General features: G+C 40.0%; 23 protein-coding genes. 11 read left to right on the top strand and 12 right to left on the bottom strand.

From position 1 onward, the window contains the following. Positions 1–19 precede the first annotated feature (19 nt). Positions 20–601: a peptide deformylase gene (gene def, locus OGI71_RS20395; RefSeq protein ID WP_259184803.1), complete on the bottom strand. Its 582-nt coding sequence runs from the start codon at positions 599–601 to the stop codon at positions 20–22. Positions 602–687: 86 nt separating this feature from the next. Here def and OGI71_RS20390 point away from each other — a divergent pair, with 86 nt between their 5' ends. The 3 genes from OGI71_RS20390 to miaA all read left to right on the top strand — a co-directional run bounded on the left by OGI71_RS20390 (position 688) and on the right by miaA (position 3,603). Next, positions 688–1,467, top strand: coding sequence for a hypothetical protein (locus tag OGI71_RS20390; protein WP_282251525.1), 780 nt, complete (start codon positions 688–690; stop codon positions 1,465–1,467). Between the two features lie 67 nt (positions 1,468–1,534). After that, on the top strand, positions 1,535–2,707 hold the full coding sequence (locus OGI71_RS20385) for a Gfo/Idh/MocA family oxidoreductase (protein WP_282251523.1): 1,173 nt from the start codon (positions 1,535–1,537) through the stop codon (positions 2,705–2,707). Then, positions 2,704–3,603, top strand: a complete 900-nt coding sequence (miaA, locus tag OGI71_RS20380; protein WP_282251522.1) for a tRNA (adenosine(37)-N6)-dimethylallyltransferase MiaA — start codon at positions 2,704–2,706, stop codon at positions 3,601–3,603. Before OGI71_RS20385 ends, miaA begins: the two co-directional genes overlap by 4 nt. 50 nt (positions 3,604–3,653) lie before the next feature. Here miaA and OGI71_RS20375 read toward each other — a convergent pair whose 3' ends face one another. The 6 genes from OGI71_RS20375 to OGI71_RS20355 all read right to left on the bottom strand — a co-directional run bounded on the left by OGI71_RS20375 (position 3,654) and on the right by OGI71_RS20355 (position 8,936). Next, positions 3,654–5,207, bottom strand: a complete 1,554-nt coding sequence (locus tag OGI71_RS20375; RefSeq protein WP_077436961.1) for an Rne/Rng family ribonuclease — start codon at positions 5,205–5,207, stop codon at positions 3,654–3,656. Positions 5,208–5,384: 177 nt separating this feature from the next. Further along, complete coding sequence (locus OGI71_RS27120; protein WP_008506795.1) at positions 5,385–5,474, bottom strand: hypothetical protein; 90 nt, start codon at positions 5,472–5,474, stop codon at positions 5,385–5,387. Positions 5,475–5,511: 37 nt separating this feature from the next. Next, positions 5,512–6,348 (bottom strand): tetratricopeptide repeat protein, encoded by an 837-nt coding sequence (locus OGI71_RS20370; RefSeq protein ID WP_104384819.1) that lies wholly within the window; start codon positions 6,346–6,348, stop codon positions 5,512–5,514. Between the two features lie 17 nt (positions 6,349–6,365). Next, positions 6,366–6,650, bottom strand: a complete 285-nt coding sequence (locus tag OGI71_RS20365; RefSeq protein ID WP_028071165.1) for an HU family DNA-binding protein — start codon at positions 6,648–6,650, stop codon at positions 6,366–6,368. Between the two features lie 247 nt (positions 6,651–6,897). Further along, positions 6,898–7,944, bottom strand: a complete 1,047-nt coding sequence (locus OGI71_RS20360; RefSeq protein WP_282251519.1) for an 8-amino-7-oxononanoate synthase — start codon at positions 7,942–7,944, stop codon at positions 6,898–6,900. Positions 7,945–7,967: 23 nt separating this feature from the next. Next, positions 7,968–8,936 carry a D-2-hydroxyacid dehydrogenase family protein gene (locus OGI71_RS20355; protein ID WP_282251518.1) on the bottom strand — a complete coding sequence of 323 codons (969 nt, stop codon included), beginning with the start codon at positions 8,934–8,936 and terminating at the stop codon, positions 7,968–7,970. Between the two features lie 171 nt (positions 8,937–9,107). Between OGI71_RS20355 and OGI71_RS20350 the strand changes: the two genes are divergently transcribed. From OGI71_RS20350 to OGI71_RS20335, 4 genes are all read left to right on the top strand, one after another. Further along, positions 9,108–11,255 carry a carboxypeptidase-like regulatory domain-containing protein gene (locus OGI71_RS20350; protein ID WP_282251517.1) on the top strand — a complete coding sequence of 716 codons (2,148 nt, stop codon included), beginning with the start codon at positions 9,108–9,110 and terminating at the stop codon, positions 11,253–11,255. 137 nt (positions 11,256–11,392) lie between these two features. Further along, positions 11,393–12,007, top strand: a complete 615-nt coding sequence (locus OGI71_RS20345; protein WP_282251516.1) for a hypothetical protein — start codon at positions 11,393–11,395, stop codon at positions 12,005–12,007. Positions 12,008–12,014: 7 nt separating this feature from the next. Beyond that, positions 12,015–13,082 (top strand): sensor histidine kinase, encoded by a 1,068-nt coding sequence (locus OGI71_RS20340; RefSeq protein WP_282251514.1) that lies wholly within the window; start codon positions 12,015–12,017, stop codon positions 13,080–13,082. Between the two features lie 193 nt (positions 13,083–13,275). Continuing rightward, positions 13,276–14,025 (top strand): LytTR family DNA-binding domain-containing protein, encoded by a 750-nt coding sequence (locus OGI71_RS20335; RefSeq protein WP_282251512.1) that lies wholly within the window; start codon positions 13,276–13,278, stop codon positions 14,023–14,025. A 118-nt stretch (positions 14,026–14,143) separates the two neighbouring features. On the opposite strand, the gene OGI71_RS20330 is transcribed toward OGI71_RS20335, so the two are convergent. The 5 genes from OGI71_RS20330 to OGI71_RS20310 all read right to left on the bottom strand — a co-directional run bounded on the left by OGI71_RS20330 (position 14,144) and on the right by OGI71_RS20310 (position 18,348). Beyond that, entirely contained in the window at positions 14,144–14,608 is a 465-nt protein-coding gene (locus OGI71_RS20330; RefSeq protein WP_282251510.1) for a hypothetical protein, read from the bottom strand. A 10-nt stretch (positions 14,609–14,618) separates the two neighbouring features. After that, complete coding sequence (locus OGI71_RS20325; protein ID WP_282251509.1) at positions 14,619–15,095, bottom strand: hypothetical protein; 477 nt, start codon at positions 15,093–15,095, stop codon at positions 14,619–14,621. Positions 15,096–15,226: 131 nt separating this feature from the next. After that, the gene (locus tag OGI71_RS20320) at positions 15,227–16,357 is read right to left on the bottom strand and encodes an SH3 domain-containing protein (protein ID WP_282251508.1); all 1,131 of its coding nucleotides are present in this window, start codon (positions 16,355–16,357) and stop codon (positions 15,227–15,229) included. A gap of 152 nt (positions 16,358–16,509) precedes the next feature. Continuing rightward, entirely contained in the window at positions 16,510–17,292 is a 783-nt protein-coding gene (locus OGI71_RS20315; protein ID WP_282251507.1) for a CPBP family intramembrane glutamic endopeptidase, read from the bottom strand. A gap of 111 nt (positions 17,293–17,403) precedes the next feature. Continuing rightward, positions 17,404–18,348, bottom strand: a complete 945-nt coding sequence (locus tag OGI71_RS20310) for a LytTR family DNA-binding domain-containing protein (RefSeq protein WP_282251506.1) — start codon at positions 18,346–18,348, stop codon at positions 17,404–17,406. A gap of 360 nt (positions 18,349–18,708) precedes the next feature. On the opposite strand from OGI71_RS20310, the gene OGI71_RS20305 reads away from it, so the two are divergent. From OGI71_RS20305 to OGI71_RS20290, 4 genes are all read left to right on the top strand, one after another. After that, positions 18,709–19,518, top strand: coding sequence for a hypothetical protein (locus OGI71_RS20305; RefSeq protein WP_282251505.1), 810 nt, complete (start codon positions 18,709–18,711; stop codon positions 19,516–19,518). Beyond that, positions 19,518–20,282, top strand: a complete 765-nt coding sequence (locus OGI71_RS20300) for a methyltransferase domain-containing protein (RefSeq protein WP_282251504.1) — start codon at positions 19,518–19,520, stop codon at positions 20,280–20,282. Before OGI71_RS20305 ends, OGI71_RS20300 begins: the two co-directional genes overlap by 1 nt. Positions 20,283–20,292: 10 nt before the next feature. Next, the gene (locus tag OGI71_RS20295) at positions 20,293–22,443 is read left to right on the top strand and encodes a 7TM diverse intracellular signaling domain-containing protein (protein WP_282251502.1); all 2,151 of its coding nucleotides are present in this window, start codon (positions 20,293–20,295) and stop codon (positions 22,441–22,443) included. Positions 22,444–22,521: 78 nt separating this feature from the next. Then, on the top strand, positions 22,522–23,607 hold the full coding sequence (locus OGI71_RS20290) for a hybrid sensor histidine kinase/response regulator (RefSeq protein ID WP_282251500.1): 1,086 nt from the start codon (positions 22,522–22,524) through the stop codon (positions 23,605–23,607). Positions 23,608–23,612: the final 5 nt, after the last annotated feature.

Here is a 23,612-nt window from a genome sequence, read left to right as displayed (position 1 = left end):
GAAAAAGCGTTAGTATGGACTAACGCTTTTTCTTTTGTTGTGGGAATTTCATTTTATAACTCACTCGGATATTGCCTTTGGCAATCGCATCCAATTTGCTCTTCAACATTGTTTTCTTAAGTGTACTTAGTTTGTCCGTAAACAATTTACCTTCAAGATGATCGTATTCGTGTTGAACGACACGTGCAGCCAGTCCAGTTAGATCCACTTCATGTTCTTCAAAATTCTCATCCAAATAATTAATGCGAATATTTTTGTGACGAAGCACGTCTTCGTTAATATCTGGTATACTTAGGCAGCCTTCACCAAAGGCCCATTTTTCACCGGATTCTTCGACCATAATCGGGTTGATGAAAACTCTTTTGAAAGACTTAAGCATTTCTTTATTCTCTTCGTCATCCTCCGCAAACGGTGTCGCATCAATAACAAACATACGTATTGGCAGACCCACTTGTGGTGCAGCAATCCCAACACCATGCGCGGCATACATGGTATCATACATATCATCAATCAATTTTTTTAAATCGGGATAGTCTTCATCTATTTCTTCAGCGACCTTTCTCAATACAGGGTCGCCATACGCCACTATCGGAAGTTTCATAGTACTATTATATTTTGCACAAAGGTACGGATAATTATTAAAAGCAAATATTTCGTCAAAACTTCCATAAAAGTTACTTTTGTCTTATGACTCCATCCTTTAAAGACTTGGCTATTCGGCTCAAAATTGACCTCGAACGATATCTCGAAATACAGCTAACGTTAATCGAACTTGATGGATTTATACAAATTACCGCTACTGAAATAACAAAAAATATATTTATTTACCCTAATGAGCGATTTTTACGCTATCATACCCCTGAACATGGCATTCATATAGATGAAGACCAACTAGCGCTAAAATTCGATCTCATCGTCCAGCGCATCGTTGCTAAATCAAAGAATAATAGACGTATCTATGCCCGGAAAACTGTCGTTGCCCGCATTGATAAAAAAGTAACTCAACAGTTCCTCGTGGAACATCATCTGCAGACAGCTCTCCCCGGAAAATATCGGTATGGACTATATGATCAAGGTGAACTCGTTTCCGTTGCTGTATTTTCTGGTGGGCGCCGTATGAATGATAAAAGAGAAGAATATCGCTCCTTTGAATTATTGCGCTTTTGCAATAAATCTGGTTATAACGTGATCGGCGGGCTAAGCAAATTAATCACCGCATTCGCTAAAGATTTCCAGCCGGGGGATATCATGACATATACCGACCGGGATTGGAGTCAACATTCCTCGTTGGAAAAGATCGGTTTTACAACAAAAGAAATTACGACACCTATTAACTTTTGGGTAGCGGGAATACATCGATATACCTATCGCTCCGACGAAGAACTACAAGCATTAATGGAGCGAATCCCAATTGGCTTTCCAAAAGAAAACATGGGAAGCATCAAGATGATTTTATATATAAAATAAGCTAAATTGTGTATATTGTACACTGTAATAGTTTGAAAAAAAATAAATAATCAAAAATAATAACGTTATGAAGAGAAAACTTCGCATGGGTATGGTCGGAGGCGGAAATGACGCCTTTATTGGAGCTGTACACCGCATCGCCGCTTTTATGGATGGCAAGATTGAGTTGGTTTGTGGTGCATTTAGCATCGATCCACAGATTTCAAAACAATCTGGAGAAGACTTATTTGTAGCTCCCGAGCGTGTCTATTTAACCTACGAAGAGATGATCGAGAAAGAATCTTTGCTTCCTGATGGAGAACGCATGGATTTTGTAACTATTGTTACTCCTAACTTTCTACATTTTGCCCCAGCTAAATTAGCCTTGGAAAAAGGTTTCGATGTTGTCGTTGAAAAACCTATGACTGTATCCGTTGAAGAAGCAAAAGAGTTACAGGAGACTGTAGAGCGCACAGGTCGTACCCTATGTTTGACACATACCTATTCGGGGTATCCAATGGTAAAACAGGCCAAAGCAATGGTGAAAGAAGGCCACTTTGGTAAAATAAGAAAAATTGTTGTTGAATATCCACAGGGATGGTTAAGCCGTTTAACCGAACGTGAGGGCAATGCAGGTGCTGCCTGGCGCGCAGACCCAAAACGCTCAGGCAAATCTTTGGTAATGGGGGATATCGGTACCCATGCGGCTCATCTTGCGGAATATGTTTCAGGATTAAAAATCGAAGAATTATGTGCTGATTTGACAACATTTGTTGAAGGCCGTTTATTGGATGATGATGGTTCGGTATTGTTACGTTTTGAAAATGGCGCAAAAGGTGTATTAATGGCATCACAGATCTCAGCAGGAGAGGAGAACGCAGTCCGTATCCGTATTTATGGTGAAAAAGGAGGGCTAGAGTGGGCCAACGAAGACCCCAACAACCTGATCATCAAAATGCTGGATCAGCCTCGCCAATTGTACCGTACAGGAAATGCTTATGCAGCTCCATATACATTGAGTTCTTTTGCTACACATAATACACGTATCCCTGCAGGTCACCCAGAGGGTTTATTGGAGTCCTTTGCAAACATTTATCGCAACTTTACGTTAACTGTCAGCGCAAAACGAGAAGGTAGAACCCCAACAGCTGAAGAACAAGATTTTCCAACTGTCTACGATGGTGTAAGAGGTATGACTTTTATTGATACTGTTGTAAAAAATAACGAAGGAACAGAAAAATGGACTAAATTTGTCGTGTGATAGACAGATTAGAACATATACTTTCTCTTTTGGAGCGGGCAACTGTTCCAAAAGAGAAAGTAATCGTTATTTTGGGACCAACAGCCTCAGGAAAAACCAAACTGGCAGTACAACTTGCCCAACAAATTGATGCCGAAATTATAAGTGCGGATTCCCGGCAAATTTACAGACGTATGGATATCGGCACCGGAAAAGACCTTACTGAATATCAAGACATTCTATATCATCTTATCGATATACAAGAACCCGGCGCAAAATACAATCTTGGAAATTTTATCACTGATTTCAATCAGGCCTATCAATCCATTTTAAAAAAAGGCAAACATACAATCTTATGCGGCGGGACGGGTTTATACTTGCAAAGCGTTATCCAACGAGCTCCCTATGCACTGATTCCGAGCATCGAAGGATTCAAAGAAGCGCTCTCGGACCAGACTAAATCAGAATTAGTGGAACGGGTAAATGCTTACACATGTCCCTTGGACTTCCAGATAGATCATTCTACCAATAAACGCATCATCCGCGCCATCGAGATACTAGAGTTTCTCAGACAAAATCCAGGCTTCAAACCCGAGCAGCAAGCTCCTGAGACTCTTGTTATTGGACTAAATCCGCCTCTTGAAAAAAGAAGATCAAGCATCAGTAAGAGACTAAATGGGCGAATAGAAAACGGCTTTCTGCAAGAAGTCGAACAATTATTAGCCGAGGGGATTTCCCATGAGCAATTACAATATTATGGACTAGAATATAAATATGCTTCTTTTTATCTCCTTGGACAGTTGAACTACGCTTCCTTCTTCACAAAGTTAGAAACAGAAATACATCGTTATGCCAAACGTCAAATGACGTACTTCCGGAAAATGGAAAAAGATGGGATCAAGATTCATTGGATATAAACAAAAAAGGGCTAGTATTGCTACTAACCCTTTTCGTTAATCTCTTTCTATTATAACTTGATTTCCTCATCTTTCGCATTGAAGAAGTGGAATTCAGTTAGGTAATATGACGTCATTGGATTTACTTTAATCCATTTACCGTACTTCATAAACCATTTCATTCTTTTAGAAATCAAGCCAGACTTAATGTAAGCGTCTATGTATGGGTGAACACATAAGGTCACCTTTTTCTCATTCTGTTCTTGAAGAATAAAACTCAAATTATTTTCAATATCATCCATCAGGACAATACTTGATCGGATTTCACCTGTACCATCACAAGCCGGACATTTCTCGTTTGTGACAATATTCATTTCAGGTCTTACACGTTGACGGGTGATCTGCACTAGCCCAAATTTACTTGGTGGCAAAATCGTATGTCTCGCTCTGTCCGACACCATACATTCTTTTAAGAACGTATACAACTCTTTTCGATGATTAGGCTTGTGCATATCGATAAAATCGATGACTACAATTCCCCCCATATCACGCAAACGCAGTTGCCGCGCGATTTCTTTTGCTGCTTCCATATTGACCAGCAATGCATTATCTTCCTGATTCTCCTTATTGGCAGAACGGTTACCGCTATTGACATCAATTACATGTAGGGCTTCGGTATGCTCGATAACGAGATACGCACCACCGGGCAATGTAACAGTTTTGCCAAAAGCTGCCTTGATTTGCTTTTCAACACCAAAATGGTCGAAAATTGGTTCTTTATGTTTGTAAAGTTTTACAATTTTCTCCAAATCTGGAGATATATCGTGTATATATGATTTTGTTTCTTCGAAGATCGAAGGATCATTAACATAAATATGCGAAAACTCATCCGTTAGGATATCCCGGAGAATCGTGGATGCACGATCCATTTCGCCGAGAACCTTTTGTGGTGGTTCAGCATTACGAAGACGTTTGGTAAATAGCTCCCATTTTGAGATCAGGTCCAGTAAGTCTCGTTGTAGTTCTTCAACACCCTTTCCTTCAGAGACCGTACGGATAATTACACCAAAATTAGCTGGTTTAATTCCTTCGACAATCTTTTTGAGGCGGTTGCGCTCATTACTACCTTTGATACGCTTGGAAATGGAAACAGTACTTGAGAAAGGTACCAAAACGACAAAACGACCTGCAATTGAAAGGTCTGAACTCAGACGAGGTCCTTTTGTTGAAATGGGTTCTTTGGCGATTTGTACTGGCACGAGCATATTTTTGCTCAAGACATCAGAGATCTTACCAGCTTTATCGATATCCTTTTCAAGTTTTAAACTATTGAGCAGTTTCTCTTGATAACTGCCATTCTTTACTATACGCGTAAGCTTTAGCAAAGATTGAACTTGTGGACCCAAATCTAGATAATGTAGAAAAGCATCCTTTTCGTAGCCTACATCTACGAAAGCCGCATTCAGCCCTGGCATAATCCGCTTGATACGTCCAAGATAAATATCTCCGACAGCGAAATTGTTATTTGCGGGTTCACGGTTAAGTTCAACAAGCTGCTTGTCTTGTAGTAAAGCAATAGTTACCCCTTTATCAGGAGTTGAATCGATAATTAATTCCTTTACCAAAAGCTACTCATTTTTGATACCTATGCAATATCCTATCGCAATTTTTGGTATCCGATTAAACATTTAAAGAACGTTGTTACGAAAAAAACAATCTACACACCCATTAAAGACATGTAGATCGTTTCGTAAAGCTATCTCAGCAAGATGGGCCAAGATGTTTAAAAGCTTAACACAAGACTATTTTTTCTTGTGTCTATTTTTTCTTAAACGTTTTTTACGTTTGTGAGTAGCCATCTTGTGTCTTTTTCTTTTTTTTCCGCTTGGCATAGCTAAATTTTTTAATGATTATAAAATAATAAATTAATTACTTGCTCAATTCCCCGATCTTACGGTCGATGAATTGTGATAGGGACGGATCAGCTGCCAACTCTTTACTTTTTTGAAAAGCAGTTACGGCCTCTTTTTTCATCCCAATATTTTCATAGCCTGTGGCTAAGTAAAAGTATGACTCTGCATCGGGTTTTTGATCGATAACGGTCTTAAAACGCTCGATGGCTTTGTCAAACTGACGGGACTGTAATGAAAACAATCCCAAAGTTTTATTCGCTTCTAAGTTTTTCGGATCAGCAGCAACAACTTCACGCAATAAAGCAATACCTGCCATTGGATTGTTTGTTCCTGATACCATTGCGGCACCTAATCCTGTTTTTGCATCAAGACTACTTGAATTAGCTTTTAGCGCCGCCTCATACGCATGAATTGCATTCTGATTAAGAGCTTGAGCCAAAGTAGAATCTTGCAAATTAGTATAAGCAGCACGATAAGCATTACCCGCTTTCAACCAATATTCAAATTGAGGAGAAACCTTTGCCATTTCCTCATACACAAATGCCTGAGGGGCTGGTTTTGCGACATCGTCCCACTTATTTGCCAACTGTTGCAACAGCTTTATCTTATCTTCACCGGAAGCTTTTGCAACCTGGGCCTCAATATCGGAAATTTCTTTGACTAAACTAGCATCTAAACCTTGTTTTGTCATCGAAGAGATATTTTCCAAGTTTACTTCATTGGAAGGTTTCGATTCAGATGCTGCAGCAGTTTGTTTTTCTTTGTCCACCAAACCTTTAATAGGCTGCGCAAATAGCACAGCAACCAAGGCTACTACTGCTCCTATGACTATTATTTGTTTGGTTTTTGCCATTTTAATCTATTTTAAGATTATTTATTGCCGTTTTTTACTTTCTCAACGAAAATTTTAGCTGGCTTGAAGCTAGGAACAAAGTGCTCTGGAATAATGATTGCTGTATTTTTTGAAATGTTTCTTGCAGTCTTCTCAGCTCTTTTTTTGACTACGAAGCTACCAAAACCTCTTACATATACATTTTCTCCTCCGATCATTGCGTTTTTGACAACTTTGAAGAACGCCTCTACGGTCTCTTGAACATCTACCTTCTCTAAGCCAGTTTTGTTAGAGATTTCTGCAATAATTTCTGCTTTAGTCATATCTATTTTACTGTAATTATTTATTTTTCAACCCTTAAGCCAACTAATGTTTGGGGATGCAAAAGTATTGTTTTAAAATGAGGAATGGAAATTATTTAAACACTTTTTTGATAAATAAGCTTCCAAAAGCCAAACATTTACAATCAATTAACGAGATTTCACATCGAACAAACCGCTAAATAAATTCCAAAATTAACAACAATTTCCTAATTTACAACAAGTTGATTCATTGGATGTCATAAAAAAATCAAGATATGCCAATTGCTTGACCAATACGTTCCAAATCTTCCCGAGTATGGTGTGCATTGACAACAATTCTATTCAATAATGGATCTGTCGGAAGGGGATAAGTAAAACTAGAGACCAATATACTTGCTTCCATCAGCCTTTCATAGAGACTAATATCACTGGAAGAAAATACGGGGAAATTAGCAATGCTATTTAAATCCCCTTGTGAAAGGGATGCGAAATAAAGAATATTTGCCTGCAATTTTTCAAATTGCTTACGATAGATCTGCTCCCCATTTACAAAAGCATAAAGACTCGCGGGGGAACTAGGGGAGGCTCCAGTATAAAAGTTTGATTTTTTCAGCTGTGCTATCCGTTTCTGGCGGGCCAAAATTAGGCCCGCGTCTGTCGCTAAGCCCTTTGCCAAAGAAGCAACAACAATCAACTCCATATTTCCCCTTGCAAAATCACGCTCCACCAGTGAGCTGCTATTTTCATGCAGCACACCGATCCCGTGAGAATCATCCAACAAAAGGGTGACCCTTTTAGTTGCCGAAATTCCATCAAAGACAGAGAAATCATATCTTTCAGGAGTCATGTTATCCAGGCTATTGCTAACAATAACAAAAGATGTTTCTTTGGATTGATTGATATAATCGACAGTACGCAAGCACCAATCCCTAAAAGCCCCTATTATGCCAGGGTTTGCGTCAAGCCACAAGGAAGGATGGCTAGCAGGCGCATAAAGCAATTCTCCCTCTTGTGATAACGTTTTGACAACAAATTGAGTCGCCAAGTAACCGCTTGACAGCAATAATCCAGACTCAAATCCAAATCGCTGGGCCGCATATTCCTCAGCTTGGTCAAATATAGCCTGCTGAACATTGTTATTTCGAGAAGTGCCATTATTAACACCATAACGCCTTAACCCTTCGATGAAAAGTTCGATATATTCATTATCGGTCGCCAACCCTAAATAGGAAGTTCCTCCAAAAAAAAGGTATTCCTTTCCATCCAAATAGATGCATCGTGCAGTAGGCTGATCAAGTTTTGTAAAATTCTTCATTTAAATATTTAGGGGTGATATACTTAGTCCTCCAACACCTCCGGATTGGCAATATGCTGTGGGGCTCCTTGTGCGAAAGCAACAATATTCTCAAAAGCCAACTTAAATAGCTGCTCGTAGCCATTTTCTTCAACGTAGCCCAAATGGGGTGTGCAAATCACATTCGGCATCTGCAACAATGGATAATTGGAGTCTGTAATAGGCTCTGTCTCGTAAACGTCCACTGCTGCAGCGCCAGGAGTTCCGCTTTTCAAAGCATCCAGAAGTGCATTTTGTTCAACCAATTCCGCACGCGAAGTATTTACGAATAGCGCGGATGGTTTCATGGAACGTAGATCTTCCAACTTTACTATACCCCGGGTTTCCGGAACCAATCTTAGATGTAATGATACGACATCAGCAAAATGAAAGAAATCCGACTTACTAGACGCGGCTAAGAATCCGTCTTTCACTGCCTCTTCCCGGGAACTTTCGCTACCCCACACAATCACCTCCGCACCAAAGGCCTTGGCATACTGCGCAACCCGGCGCCCGATCTTTCCGTAGCTCCATATACCTATCGTCTTCCCGGCCACAGCTTGGCCAATATTCGTCTGCCATTGCCCCGCTTTCATCGCTGTAATCGCTTGCGGCAGCTTCCGTAAACCACTCATAATTAATAACCAGGTAAGCTCGGCAGGTGCAATCGGCGATCCCATACTTTCTGCGACAGCAACCTGATAAGCAGTACAGCTCTCCAGATCAAGGTGGTTGGAAATTTTACCGGTTTGACTGATAAGCTGGAGAGTTGGAAGCCTATTGAGCAGATCAGCAGAGATTTTCGTTCGTTCTCTAATCAACACCAACGCCTCTGTATTTTCAAGCTTTTCGGCCAGAAGAGCCGGATCTATATAGGATTGTTTCAATATCTGAACATCGTGACCATCAAGTATTTTGAAACAATCCAACTGTCGGACAGCATCTTGATAGTCATCTAAAATGGTAATTCGCATCTTTCTGTGACTTAATTTACACCGCTCGTTATCACGATCGGTTCTCATTCAAAGCATTAATTTACAGCATAAAATCGGAATACGACATTTCATCATCATATTTTGACATTTCATCCACTCTTTTTCGTGGAAGCAGCTGCTCCATTCCATTTTTGGATAAAAGTCAATAAAATGAAGCTGCTATTAACCATACTATTTTTAAGTACCACTACCATTTTCGCTCAATCTATTCTCAAAGGCAGGGTAGTAGAGAAAAATGGTAAACCTATCTATTTAGCCAATGTTTATATAGAAGGTACCTACGATGGGAGCACAACAGACTCGCTCGGAAATTTTACTTTTGAAACCAATGAGCGGGGTGTCAAGACAGTCAAAGCGTCCGTTGTAGGTCGTCCACTGTATAGCAAAACTATTGAATTACCATATAAGGAGCTTTTGATCATTCAATTGCAGGGTAGTGAGAATCGATTGCAAGAGGTCAGTATTCAGGCAGGGGTCCTTCAAGCCAACAGCTCAGGCAAAAACACGGTGATGAGCCCCTTGGACATCGTCACGACAGCAGGAAGCATGGGCAACATCATTAGCGCTTTGGCAACATTACCGGGAGCACAAGTTGCGGGAGAAAACGGCCGTCTCATGGTTCACGGCGGAGATGCCTCCGAAACACAGACTTACATCAATGGGATACGAGTAGCACAGCCCTATACCGCAAGCCCAAATGAAGTTCCTGTCAGGGGTCGGTTCTCACCAATGCTCTTTAAAGGCGTCAATTTTTCTACCGGAGGTTATTCTGCGGAATTTGGTAATGCCTTATCCAGCATTTTGGCACTTAGTACAGAAAACACTATTGAACAGCCCAAAACAGAAATTTCTTTATCCTCGGTAGGATTAGGTCTAGGACATACATTGCAATGGGGTAAAAACTCACTGACATTCAACAGCAGCTATACAAACTTAAAGCCCTATTCAAAAATCATTACCCCCGATATCAGATGGACCAAGCCCTATGAAAACGCTTCCGGGGAACTGATCTATCGCCACCAGTTTAAAAAAGGTTTTCTAAATATTTATGGGGCGTACAATTTTGAGAATATGGGGCTTTACCAATCCGACATCAATTACGAAGAGCCTATCCCATTGAAAAAGAAGTCCAACAATAGCTACGCCAACATCACCTATAGTCAAGACCTAGGAAATCGCTGGGCATTCCATTCAGGTGTTGGAATAGGCTATCTGACAGACAAGCTCCATTACAGTGATATTTACCTGCCCAACGACGAAAAGAGCCTCCATGTAAAAGGGACACTAAGAAAAACCTGGAAAAACAGTATAAAAAGCATTTGGGGAATAGAATATTTTGACAACAATTACAAGGAAGAATACCATCGTCAAGAACTCGCCTACAGCTATGGATATCATAGCAAAATGACTTCATTGTTTACCGAAACCATTTTTGGCCTATTACCTAACCTTATTGGAAAGATCGGCCTACGGGGCACTACATCCAATTTACAAAGCAAAAAAACAATAGAACCAAGAGCTTCCTTGGGCTACGCTTTGAACAAGTATACTCAGCTCTCGCTGGCCTATGGAACGTTTCATCAACAAGCCCCAAGTACACTATTAAAATATGATCCTCATCTGGATTGGCTAGCCGCCAGACATTATATCGCGAATTACTTTTACGAGAAGGGTGGACACCTCTTGCGTCTGGAAGCCTACCACAAAACATACGATAACCTGATAAAATACAACAGCCAAACAGCAAGGTACGACAGTCAATATGACAACAATGGCAACGGCAAGGTCAAAGGTTTTGATGTATTTTACAAAAATACCAGTAGCGTAAAGAATCTACAATACTGGATTTCATACGCATACACGGACAGCAAAAGAAATGAAGCGAACTATCCCCATACAGTTACTCCCTCTTATGTCTATAAGCATAGCCTTTTTATAGTTGGAAAATACTGGCTTGCAGGCCTTCGATCACAGCTCAGTTTGACAAATTCGATTGTCTCAGGAAGAAATTACAATGACCCGAACCAGACCACCTTTATGAATGGCCGCACCAAAGGATATAATAATCTATCCATGAGTTGGTCATTCCTCCACAGTCAGCAAAAAATTATCCATTTCTCTGTCAGTAATGTGCTTGGAGCTTCACCGATCTATGGTTATCAATATGCAGACCAGTCTAATACACAGGGCACTTATGAGCGTAGAGCAATTGTACCAACAGCTAAACGCTTTGTTTTTTTAGGTTATTTCTGGACAATAAGTAAAAATGAGAAAGACAATCAACTAGACAATCTATAACAATTCATCATCAAAATATGTCGGTTCATCCAAAATTATTCCCCTTTGCAAGCAACTATTGGCAATTTCACGGGAGTTCAAAAAGACATGAACCAACTATCGAAGAATCAAAAATGTTAACTACAAAACGAAAGATCATGAAATCAATTATTATCGCCATTATCTGCTTCATAAGCAGCAGCACATTTGCACAAAGCAATTATGAAAAAAGTATGGGGCAAGCCATGAGTTTGTGGCAGTCTGGAGAGATACAGAAAGCATCTGCACTACTGGAACGAATCAGCCAAGCCGAAAAGGGCAATTGGATTCCGGCCTATTATCAAGCAATGATCCTGACGACAGCTTCCTTTAGGGAGAAGGATAAGGAAGCCCAGACAAAATATATACAATCTGCCGAAGACATCCTGAATAACAGTACGCAGGACAATAACTCAGAATGGCTTGTTTTGCGGGCAATGAATAAAACCGCATTCATGGTCACCGATCCCATGACAAAAGCCAAGGAGCTATCACCGATCATTATTGGTTTGTATAAAAAAGCATTGGCAATAACGCCTAGTAATCCACGAGCGGCGTTGGGGCTAGCTGAATTCCAGATAAACGCCAAAAAATATTTCAATCAGGAGACCAGTAAAGAGTGTGAGGATGTCAGGAAAGCACTATCTTTATTCAATGAAGAAAAGCCGACCGCTCCCTTTACACCTTCTTGGGGCAAAGATCGGGCAGAGCAAATACTGAAGGAATGCAAATAATATTGCTGTGAAGAGATTTCCATTTAAAGCCATTATTCAGGCCATATTAGCAAGTGTGGTTGTCTCCATCTACTTTTTAGTTGTAGCCAAGCTCGATCATAAAGATATCCCTTTGTTATCCATTATCCTGCACCCTAATATGGTTAGAGGTTTATTGTATGGATTTTTTCTTTTCCTAGGGCATGGCTATTTATCAAAATGGGTCTCGGACAAATACCCAAGCAGTAAAGAGTTTGGAAAAAAAATGATTGCTTTTTATAGTATCAGTTTCATCTTGACCATACTAGTTGTTTTTATTGTCAATGCCTTTTTTTCCGGCCTGTTTACCCCGACCGGTTCAAAAGGTTTTCTCCAGCGCTTCAATCATTTCATTAATCAACAGCGTCTTGCTTACTACTTTCAGCTTGCGATTATCTCCTGGTGTATTTCAATGATTTTCTTTGGATTTTATTTCTACAAAAGATTCAAGGACTATCAGATTAAAGAGTCTGAGCAGGAAAAACAACAGATAACTGCCCAATTCGAATCTTTAAAAAACCAATTGGATCCACACTTTCTATTCAACAGCTTAAATGTGCTGAACGGGTTGATTGAAGAGGATCCCAAAAAGGCTAGCCTATTTACAACAGACCTGTCAAGGATATACCGCTATGTGCTTGAACACAAAAACAAGAGTCTTGTTTCCTTACAGGAAGAGCTCACATTTTCAAAAGCCTATTTGAATCTTCTGAGCCTACGGTTTGAAGCAGGTATCCAGATTGATCTACATATTCATGAAGACGAGATCAGTGGTTTTATTTTACCGCTTTCTCTTCAATTGCTCATTGAAAATGTAGTCAAGCACAATGTTATTTCGTTAAAGAGCCCACTGATCTTGAAGATTTATCGTAAAAACGATTATTTATATGTTGAGAACAATCTACAGAAAAAGAAAGGGCTCAACAGCAACGCTGGAATTGGTTTGAAAAATATCCAGGAGCGTTATGCACTACTATCCGATCGACCAGTTTACATTCAGGGGAGCGCTGATCTGTTTTCTGTGGGGCTGCCAATTATTGCCGAAATAGTAGCATGAAAATCAGCTAATTCAAACATAAGTCAATGCTAATAGCATTTGACGATCAAGATCAGTCTGGTCTAGGAGGCCATTAAATATAATGAACCAAATACCAGTAGCAATTAAATGTAATAAGCGGGCAGGTATGACCGCAAAGCTAAATAAATAAACCACTCAGGGATCAGATGATCAATGAGAACGAAGATATACAATGAAGATATTAATCATAGAAGACGAACTTCCCTCCGCGAGATTGCTCCGAAGAAAATTGGAACGGCTCGGTTACACGGTATCAGCGACACTGCAAACCGTAGAAGAATCGATTGAATGGTTTAGGTCAAATGACGAACCCGATCTACTTTTTATGGACATTCAACTTGCTGATGGCATATCGTTTGAGATCCTCGAACAGATAAAACCTAGTTCGGCCATCATTTTCACTACAGCGTATGATGAATATATGTTACGGGCATTTAAACAAAATAGTGTTGATTACCTGTTAAAGCCGATTGAAGATGAAGAACTGGAAACTGCAATTGAAAAGTTTCTGCAGTTTAGGCGCCCAATCTCTCCATTTGATCTAGCAACTTTTGAGGCATTATTTAAAAACACCACCCAAACATTTAAGGAGCGTTTTACCATCAGGATTGGCCAGAGCCTCAAGGTTGTGACCACCCAACAGATCGAGTGCATTTACAGCGAGAACAAAGGCACCTATTTACATACTAATGAAAATGGAAATTACCTGTTAGACCAAACACTGGATGCCTTAACCCCACAATTATCGCCCAAAGATTTCTTTCGGATCAACCGAAGTGCTATTGTGCAATTTGATGCCATCAAAAGCATCGCTGTACACTCCAATGCGAGATTAAAAATATACCTCAAGCATTACGAATCTGACGAACTGATCGTTTCGAGGGAGAAAGTCTCTGCTTTCAAAAATTGGCTAGATAAATAACCTAGGATTGAGCGCACGAATTACTATTTGTGAAGCTATTAAATCACATACAAGGATCCGGACTGAAGTTATCAAGCAAGCACCCGGCGGCTAGGAAAGAAGGATACAGTGGAGGAGGTTACATATTGAGCCTATAGTTCAGTGGAATACTGAATCTCAGGGACACGGTAAATCCCTTCATTGGCCGATAATCTTTTTTTTCTTTGATGGAAAAACCATATCCAAAATCAATATCCAAAAGTGTCGCCAGACTAGCTCCGACTTTAGGGGTGAAAGTATAAGGCGTCACTTCTGCGCGCACAAATGGGGTCAGTACATAACTTTGCGGATAATATGTGAACGCCGCTTCTGGAACAACCGCAAATTTCTTTTGTGTCCAGGTGAAGTTGGCCGTGGCATCTGCCCGCAAGATATTATCACCTATAAATGGAAATGCAAAATAAGCTCCAGTTTTGATAATACTCCCTTTTTGGAACTGATAGCTCAGGGTCGGACCGATCAAATGGTCTTGTGCTGCTGCCTTTTTTCCAAAAGCGAGCAAAATAACCATACAACTTACCCAAAGTATATTTCTATTTTGCATAACCCATCATTTAATAAAGATGAAAATTCAATGGTATATTCACACCTACAGATACCGTGAAACCATCTATTGGCTTGAAATTTTTCTTTGTGTTGTAATCAAAGCCATAGCCTATACCCAAGTCGACAATTGAAAATAAACTTGCTCCAACTTTAGGAGTAATGGTATATGGTGTCAATTCAGCTTTGACAAATGGGAAAAGGACAAAGTCATTCAGGTAATAAGTAAACCCTACTTCCGGAATTACCGTCGTTTTGTTTTCCATCCAGCTAAAATTGGCACCAGCATCTATTTTCATATACTGAAAGTCGTTTGGCGCAAATAGGCCCCAGCCTGAAACTTTTAGGAAATTTCCGCTCTGATATTGATACCCCACAGAAGGGCCCCAGATCCATCTATTATGCTCTTGTAAAGGCTTCTTCTGAGCCTTTACTAGCGAAAATGAACAACATAGTGCGGCAATTAACGATAGTATTTTTAGTTTCATCCAGCTAAATTACAAACTATAATCTATTTTATGGAATACAACAGGCGCGCTCTGGAATAGTTTTACTTAAAACAGAAAATAGTTCCAACACAGCTTTATACCATCAAATTAATTCGGAAAATGACCTTATTTTAATGTTCAAGCAGCTTAATTCTGATAAATTGAGACCTTTCACTCAGGGCACCTTCTTCTCCCCAATAACCATTTATATGGTTTGCCGCGGTATATATATGTCCATCTTTACCCCAAAATAGCAGTTCCTCTTTCCACGTCGGCATCCATTCTTTAAAACTTACCGAAATCATCGGTATTACTTTCCCTTGTTTCACGTGGAAGAGTTGCAGGTCACCTGTCGATTCATAGGGATCAGCATGGAAAGCCATCAAGTATTTTTTGTCAGCAGAAAAGAATGGATAATCACCACATTCCACGATAAGATGACCGTCCTTTCGGTCAAAAAGGCGTACATCAGCACTTTCCCAATAGTTTCCCGCAACAGCAAAGGCATTCAGGAAATCGTAATGCCCCATGTACGAATACATAGATTCCAACTCATTGTCAATATCTTTATCTGTAAAAGTCAGCTTTTTCCCATTTTCTAGCGGCAACTCCAGGATCTTGCCGTTTTTAGTATAGGACAGTGTATCCTTGATCATATAATTTTTTGCCGTATTTCGGGCCGCTAAAAAAGTCTGTTCATCTATTAATTCCACAAGAAGATATTTATCCAATGGATGCCCTTTTTCGTAATAGCTTTCTTTTCCGTTCACCGTCTGTGAGACAATGATATTTAAATCCTTGGGCGATATTGTGATTTTATCCTGCTTGCCCAATTTAGATTTGGCCACATATACTTTTTCCCATCGTGTTACATCATTAGCTTCACCGTTAGCCCCTTTATAATCCCGTTGAACACGATCCATCACAGCAATCCACTCTCCTTCCTCACCGATTACATCCAGTTTTGTACCATAAGGATACTTTCCAAGTGTCGGAGCACTTTCGTCCGCCCCCTGACGCAACACCACACCAGCACGGTCAATCACATAGAGGTTTTTCAATACCTTTGTCTGATCATAGTTGATCGGCAATGGAGGAAATTTCTCCGTTACGGCAGTATTCTTGACCGTAACCGAATCCACCTGAGTAGAATCTCCCTTTTGGGTATCCGTCTTTTTCGCTCCGTCACCACAGCCTGAGATTCCCATGGAAATAGTCCCACCGACTAGTATACACAGGAGTAAAAATAGCAGTCTTTTCATAAGGGTGAAGATAGCGATTCCTGTGCCAAAAAAAATACTGGTATTCAGGGGTTCTTACCTCCCAATATAAATATCAAAAAGCCAACAAGCTAAATTCATCGCTATTTGAGTAGCGGCTATCGTAATTATGGTCTTTTTCATCCACAATAAATCTAGCATTTTCGCCAAAGTGTCTTTCGATTTACCTGAAGACCGCCATACACTCTTTTTGCCCTAATTACTGTGTATGTAATAACAATCGCAATCGTCAAAAAGCGGAAGATATTCGCGTACCAGTTCCCTGCGGCGTTATCATCGACATCAAAGAGCATCCAAGCCAGATTCATCAAGATATGTAAAGCAATCGGAACCCAGAGATTAAACTTCCACTCGGTATACAACCAGGCAAACAATACCGATCCTAAAAATGTTGTCGTAAAAATGAGCGCCAATTCCATCGGATCTTGACTTTGATATAGATGCAATAAGGCAAATACGAACGAAGTTGACAGAATAGCAGGAATAAAACCCAAGCGAGTGTACCGATAAACTAGACCAAAAAAGTAAGCCCTAAAGATAAGCTCTTCAAACAATCCCGCAGAGAGGGTATTAATCATCAAAGAATTGAATTCGGGCTGCTCGATTAAAGAAAACTTAAATGCATACCCGATAAACATCGGGAGTGTTTCCAACCCGCTGATAGATAGCCCCAATAGGAATGATCCATTTAAACCAAATTTAGAAACCATGGTATCCTGATCTTTTGGGCGAAGTAAAAACGCTCCTATGAGCAGGGGGGGTAAGCTAAGTGCATAGGTTGACATATGACCCAAGGTTCTGTTGTGAAGGAGGGTGGTCATTTTGGTCTGAACTTTTGCAAAGAATAATTGATCCAAAACAAAATAGATTCCGAAAAACAAAAACAAAACAAATAAATTGAAATTTGTACGATTCATAACTTTTTGGGACAAAACTAAATTTCAGTTCAACAACAGACAAAAATAAGTGGCGAATGGCAAAGATTAGGGACGGATGGTAAACAGCACCTTAGAATTAATTAAACAAGATTAGTTCAGTAAGTAGGATTTTACCGAATGAAGCATCGAACGGGATACCAAAGCATACTCGTCCATATCTCCGAAACGCAATACAAATCCTTGCGCATTGCCCTCTTTGCTCAGTACCTTATCAAGGTTAACCAGATATGATCTATGGCAGCGGTGGATGTTTGCACCCGTCAGCAGCTCGGCTAGCTTCCCTAGCGTAATACGCACGATCTCCTTTTTCACCTTTTTACCTTCGTAAAAATAGACTATGCAATAATTATCCATGGATTTGGCAAATATAAAATCTTGCCTCCCAAAATCTATCCTTTGACTCCCATTAGGAAGACTAACAATAGTATTATATTCGGAAATAACAGTAAACTGATCCGTTAAACACTTCGGTCTCGGAGAAGTGGGATTTTGGGAGATGTTGTTGGATTGTTCAGATAAGCTCGCCTGTACCGAAACCGAAGGTGCTGATTTCAGAGAAGCTGAGTTCGCGACGGGCACAGTCGTTTTAGCCCTATTCGTATATGTGATTGTTAAAAAATAGATCAGCCCAATTGGCACATAGAGTGATAGGGTATAAAGCCCCATATATAGCAAGTTAATCCATTGCATGGGTACCTGACTAACAATACTACTATTGTATAAAAAATTCAACATTGAAGCTGATATATACACCAACAGCATACGTAGGTATTCTTTTCTTACCGTCCATTCCTTCCCATTGGACAGGAAGGCAGAAATTAATAGGTAAGAAAAAGCGAAAATACCTCCATAGCCGGCTAATAGTAGGTACTTGCTAGAATCTTCGAAATTGTAAGTTCCAAAAGGTTGAAAAATAATTAAAAAAAGATAACAGGATACTCCCAGCAAAAAAGCATAACGCAGCGATGTCCGAAGTGAAAATATCCCCGGAATGACTTGCTGCCCCTGCCTTAACCATAAAGTTAAATTGATCATAATCAGCGACAATTTACTAAAATTTCATCATTTCATATCGTACTTTTCAGTCGCGCAGAGATTTTCAAGCTAATTTTCACAATTACAACACGCCGTTTTACGAAACCTATGTCCCGAAAAACCCAACCCAACCCTATCGAAGATGTGCCATGGCAGACGTACTCGTTGTTTTGGTAATTCACTTAGAGAGCTTACGCTGCTGCTACCCCCCTCCAAAAATTTCTCACTGAACAGTCAAAGACAGAACCGATACTCTTTTTGTAAAAGGCAGATCATAAAGCTGTTTATTTGATAAACCAATAAACAGCTTTGCTTTTTATTGATTAGTTTTGTGTTTCAACGATAAATTAAAGCATTTCGGTGGCATTATTATTCAACGATGGACGTCCGGTAGTTAGACTGAGAGCATTTCGTGCTATCGACGATCCTAAGACCTGTGAACGTTTTATAGAAGGGCACGCCCATGTCTTGACAGCAATAGGTGTCAAGAAAGTTACTTCATCCAAAAATGACTGGATGTATAATCCGGCATCATTTGTACTTATTGTAGAGTCACTTGATGGTGAGAAGGTATATGGAGGTGTTCGGATACATGCCGCCGGAGGAAGTGAGCCACTACCGATAGAACAGGCTACTGGTGCTATGGATGCACGTGTCTACGATTTAGTTTACGACTACGCACTACATGGTACGGGAGAAGGCTGTGGCCTATGGAATTCCCGTGAGATCGCGGGATATGGCATCGGCAGTATCTTCCTTACAAGGGCGGGAGCAGCAATCAGTACACAGATCGGGATCAAGTCACTGTTTGCACTATGCGCTCCATATACAGTAAAACTGGCCGAGAGCGTCGGTTATCGAAGAGATACCAGCGTTGGTAACAATGGGACTTTTTACTATCCCAAATTGGATTTATTGGCAACGGTTATGATCATGAGAAATCTGGACACATTAACCGAAGCTGATCAAGAAAACAAGGAGGCAATATTTTCGCTCCGAAACAATTCCAATATTGTCAGGATAGAAACCTTGCGAAATAAAGAGATTGAAATTCACTATCAAATAGATATTCCCAATTTAGATCGTTGGGATCTCGACGAAGTCATAAAAAATTTGAACCATACATCGGCAGATCTCCAAGTAGATCATCGTAATCTAAATATTTTGTAATGGATACTAAACACTATAGCGCCGGTTATTTACAGGATACCGGAGACTTTCTCAAGCAACTAAAAATACATTCCTATAGCCCTTTTAACACCATCAAAGAAGGGCTCGTTGCCGATTTGGGCTGCGGTACCGGGATGGACGCTGTTAACCTTGCAAATATGTTAGGCAGCAATGTACAGGTCATTGGCATTGACCATGATGCTACATTGATTGATCATGCCAAGTCAGGCAGTAAGGACCTCAGCAACGTCAATTTCGTACAGGGCGAGGTGTATCAGCTCGGTTTCGAGAATGAAAGCGTTTCAGGCATACGGATGGAACGTCTTGTTCAGCATCTAACAGCTCCACAAAACATGTTTCAGGAGGTCTATCGCATATTGCGCAAAGAGCAACCGTTGGTCATTGTGGAGACAATCTGGAATAGCCTGACTTTCTACACACAACATGTTGAGATAGAGGCCAAGATATGTCATTACTTGACCGAAGAGAAGGTCAATAATGGTTGGGCAGGCAATAAGCTAACGGCTGATCTCCTTGCAAATGGATTTCAACAGGTTCAACTACAAACATTCAATATGGTTACAAGCTCCAGAGAAGAAGCCAACCGTTATTTATTTCTGGACAAGATACTGTTGGAAATGTTTGAAAAAGGTAAATTAAGTCAAACCGAATACGACAATTTTCAGCTCACATTAAACCAATTGGATGAATCGGGCTGCTTTTTAGTCTCCATGAATTTAGTAATCGCACAAGCAAAAAAATAGTATCCTAAAGATGAAGTGCTGGTTTTTCCTGATCTGTATTTTTATTCTCGCAAGCCTACCATCACGTGCCCAGCTCACTATTGATCAATCTGGGCAACGGTTGCTGATTGGTCATATGCTCGAGCGCTATACAGGCCCCGAAACCTCAGATTTTTCAACAGTTTCATCATCATCGACCTTTCAATCGCTGAACAGTGAGGTGCCTAACCTAGGGACATCGCCCAATGCCATCTGGTTGCGTCTACCTGTTAAAAATAATACCAAACAAGATTTAGATCTTCTTCTGGAAATCGCCTATCCATTGCTGGATGAGATTGAACTATATAGTCCTAATGAGAATGGCACATATCAATCCATTAAACTGGGAGAACATCAGAATTTTTCGATCAGAAAATATAAAGTTCCCAATTATGTGTTTGACATTCATCTGCACTGTCAGTCGGAAAAGACCTTTTTTCTCCGCATTAAAAGTATCGAGCAAATTATATTGCCGATCTACTTAAGTAGCGAACGCAAATTTATGGCGCAGATGAATAGCGATAGCCTCCTTAGTGGTATTTATATTGGTATCGTATTCATTATGGCGATATACAACCTTTTTCTGTTTTTTTCTGTTCGGGACAAGGGCTACCTCTATTATGTCCTATATGTTGTTTGTGCAGGGATCACTCAAATGGGTATCAAAGGCTATAGTTTTCAATATTTATGGCCTAACTGGCCTTATTTTGCGACCAAAGGTCCGATTATTTTCGGCTGTTTGTCTGGACTTAACGCCCTTCTCTTCGCAGGTTCATTTCTCCAATTAGAGAAGAATGCTCCTCGATCAAAACGGATAATCACGATCTTTATCATATTATTTGCCCTTGGTACCATCCTCGCATTGTTCAATCGGACACAGCCCGCATTTTTTGTGATGCAAGTGACCACTGGTATAGGTTCATTATTTGTCCTCTATTTATCCTACCGCATCATGATCAGCGGATATAGGCCGGCGAAATACTTTGTCTATGGCTGGACTGTTCTATTATTGGGATCCGTAGTATTTTTATTAAAAGACTATGGGATATTAGACTATAACAACTTTACGAGCAATTCGGTACAAATTGCCTCAGTTATCGAAATGGCTTTACTTTCTTTTGGTCTGGCATACAGTATCAATATACTTAAACAGGAAAAAGAAGAGTCCCAACAACGAGAATTGGCTATCTCTCTGGAAAATGAGCAACTTATCCGTGAGCAGAATACGGTGTTAGAACAAAAGGTAGATGAACGGACACATGAACTAAAAGAATCCAATGAGTCGCTACAAATAACATTGGCACATCTGAAAGAAGCCCAGTCACAGCTTGTCGAAGCCGAAAAAATGGCTTCTTTAGGGCAATTGACTGCAGGAGTAGCTCATGAGATAAATAACCCGATCAACTTTGTCACTTCCAATGTCGCCCCACTAAAGCGCGACATCAATATGATCTGGGAAACACTGGACGAAGTTGAGCGTATTGCATTTACTACGGGCCTTTCCGATAGTGAAAAACAGTCACAGATCAAAAAATTTAAAGATGATTTGGATATTGGATATCTGAAGACCGAAGTAGATTATCTATTGAAAGGAATGGACGAAGGTGCTCATCGAACAGCAGAAATTGTAAAAAGTTTACGTATCTTTTCTCGTGTCGACGAAGACACCTTAAAATTTGCGGATATCAATGAAGGCCTGATGTCCACCATGATAATACTTAACAACGTAATAAACAATTCGATAGAGGTAGAAAAACATCTTGCAAATCTACCAAAGATCGAATGCCATGCCGGAAAACTGAATCAGGTATTTCTGAATATTATCACTAACGCAGTGTATGCCATAGGCAAAAAATTCGGTGGGAAAAGTGGAGGGAAACTAAGTATTGAAACGGGGCTTACAGCTGATCAATCCGCTATTTATGTTAAAATAGCAGACAACGGTATCGGCATCCCAGAAAACATTCGAGACCGAATTTTTGAACCCTTTTTTACGACAAAAGATGTAGGTGAAGGAACAGGACTAGGCATGTCTATTGCCTATAATACTATTGCAAAACATCATGGTAAGATTATTGTAGAATCAGAAATAGGAGAGGGAACAGCTTTTACATTACACATTCCTGTACAACAAACAAATTGATGCCAAAGTAAACCCAATGAATTCGATAAATTATCATTAATTTCGTTCATTTTGGAAAAAAACCAGATTATAAAAATTATGCAGACGGAGATTGAAATATTATATATTGATGATGAAGCAAATAACTTGGTTGGTTTTAAAGCAAATTTTAGATACGACTATGTCATTCATACCGCATCAAATACTGCCGAAGCCGAAAAAATACTTCTTTCCAACCCGGATATCCGTGTGATCTTTTGTGATCAGCGTATGCCTGGGGAACTGGGAATAGATTTTCTCCACCGCATCAAAAAAGATTATCCTAAGCCAATCCGTATTCTATTGACCGCCTATGCAGACATGGATACGGTTATAGATGCGATCAATAAGGGGCATATATTTCGGTTCGTTCGCAAACCCTGGATGCGTGAAGAAATTATCTCTGCGATCGAAGAGGCGAATAAATTTTATGTCGCAAATTCATTATTGGAGACAAAGAACCAAGAATTGCAGAAAGCATACGATGAGCTCGATAAGTTTGCATATAGTGTGAGCCATGATTTACGTGATCCCTTAACTGGCGTACTCTCTGCGGTAAAACTAGGACTAGAATTTAACAACATAGACCGCATCCACGAGTTGCTTACCTTGATGGATAGTTCCTTGGTCAGTCTGGATGCCTACATTGATAGTCTAAGGGACTACTATCTGTTGCGGAGAGGTGAGCTCATGCTCTCTGAAATTAATTTTGATGAACTTTTCGGCAATGTTAGACAATTCTATAAAATGTACACACAAAATAAGGATGTAACATTTGATATTCATGTGGAGCAGAAAGAGCCATTTCATTGTGATAAAGCCATACTGGAATTAATCTTGCACAATCTACTATCCAATGCTTTTAAATATCAGCAAAAAGAGCAGACGAATCCATTTGTCAAATTATCGGTCGATGTATCTGACAAACATGCTACTATTGTCGTGAGTGATAATGGTATTGGAATTTCTCCCGAACATATCGGTGATATTTTCAAGTTATTCTTTAGAGGCAGTGATCAGGCCAAAGGAATGGGATTTGGCTTATATAATGTACAGAACGCCCTACTTAAGCTACAGGGGGCAATCGATGTGCAATCGCCACCAAATACAGGAACAACATTTACGGTTAGGATACCGAGCAAATAAGATCT

It is taken from the genome of Sphingobacterium sp. ML3W, assembly GCF_029542085.1.
Lineage (GTDB): Bacteria > Bacteroidota > Bacteroidia > Sphingobacteriales > Sphingobacteriaceae > Sphingobacterium.
Note: the sequence above shows the minus strand (reverse complement) of the source record. Positions and strands in the feature narration are given on the sequence as shown.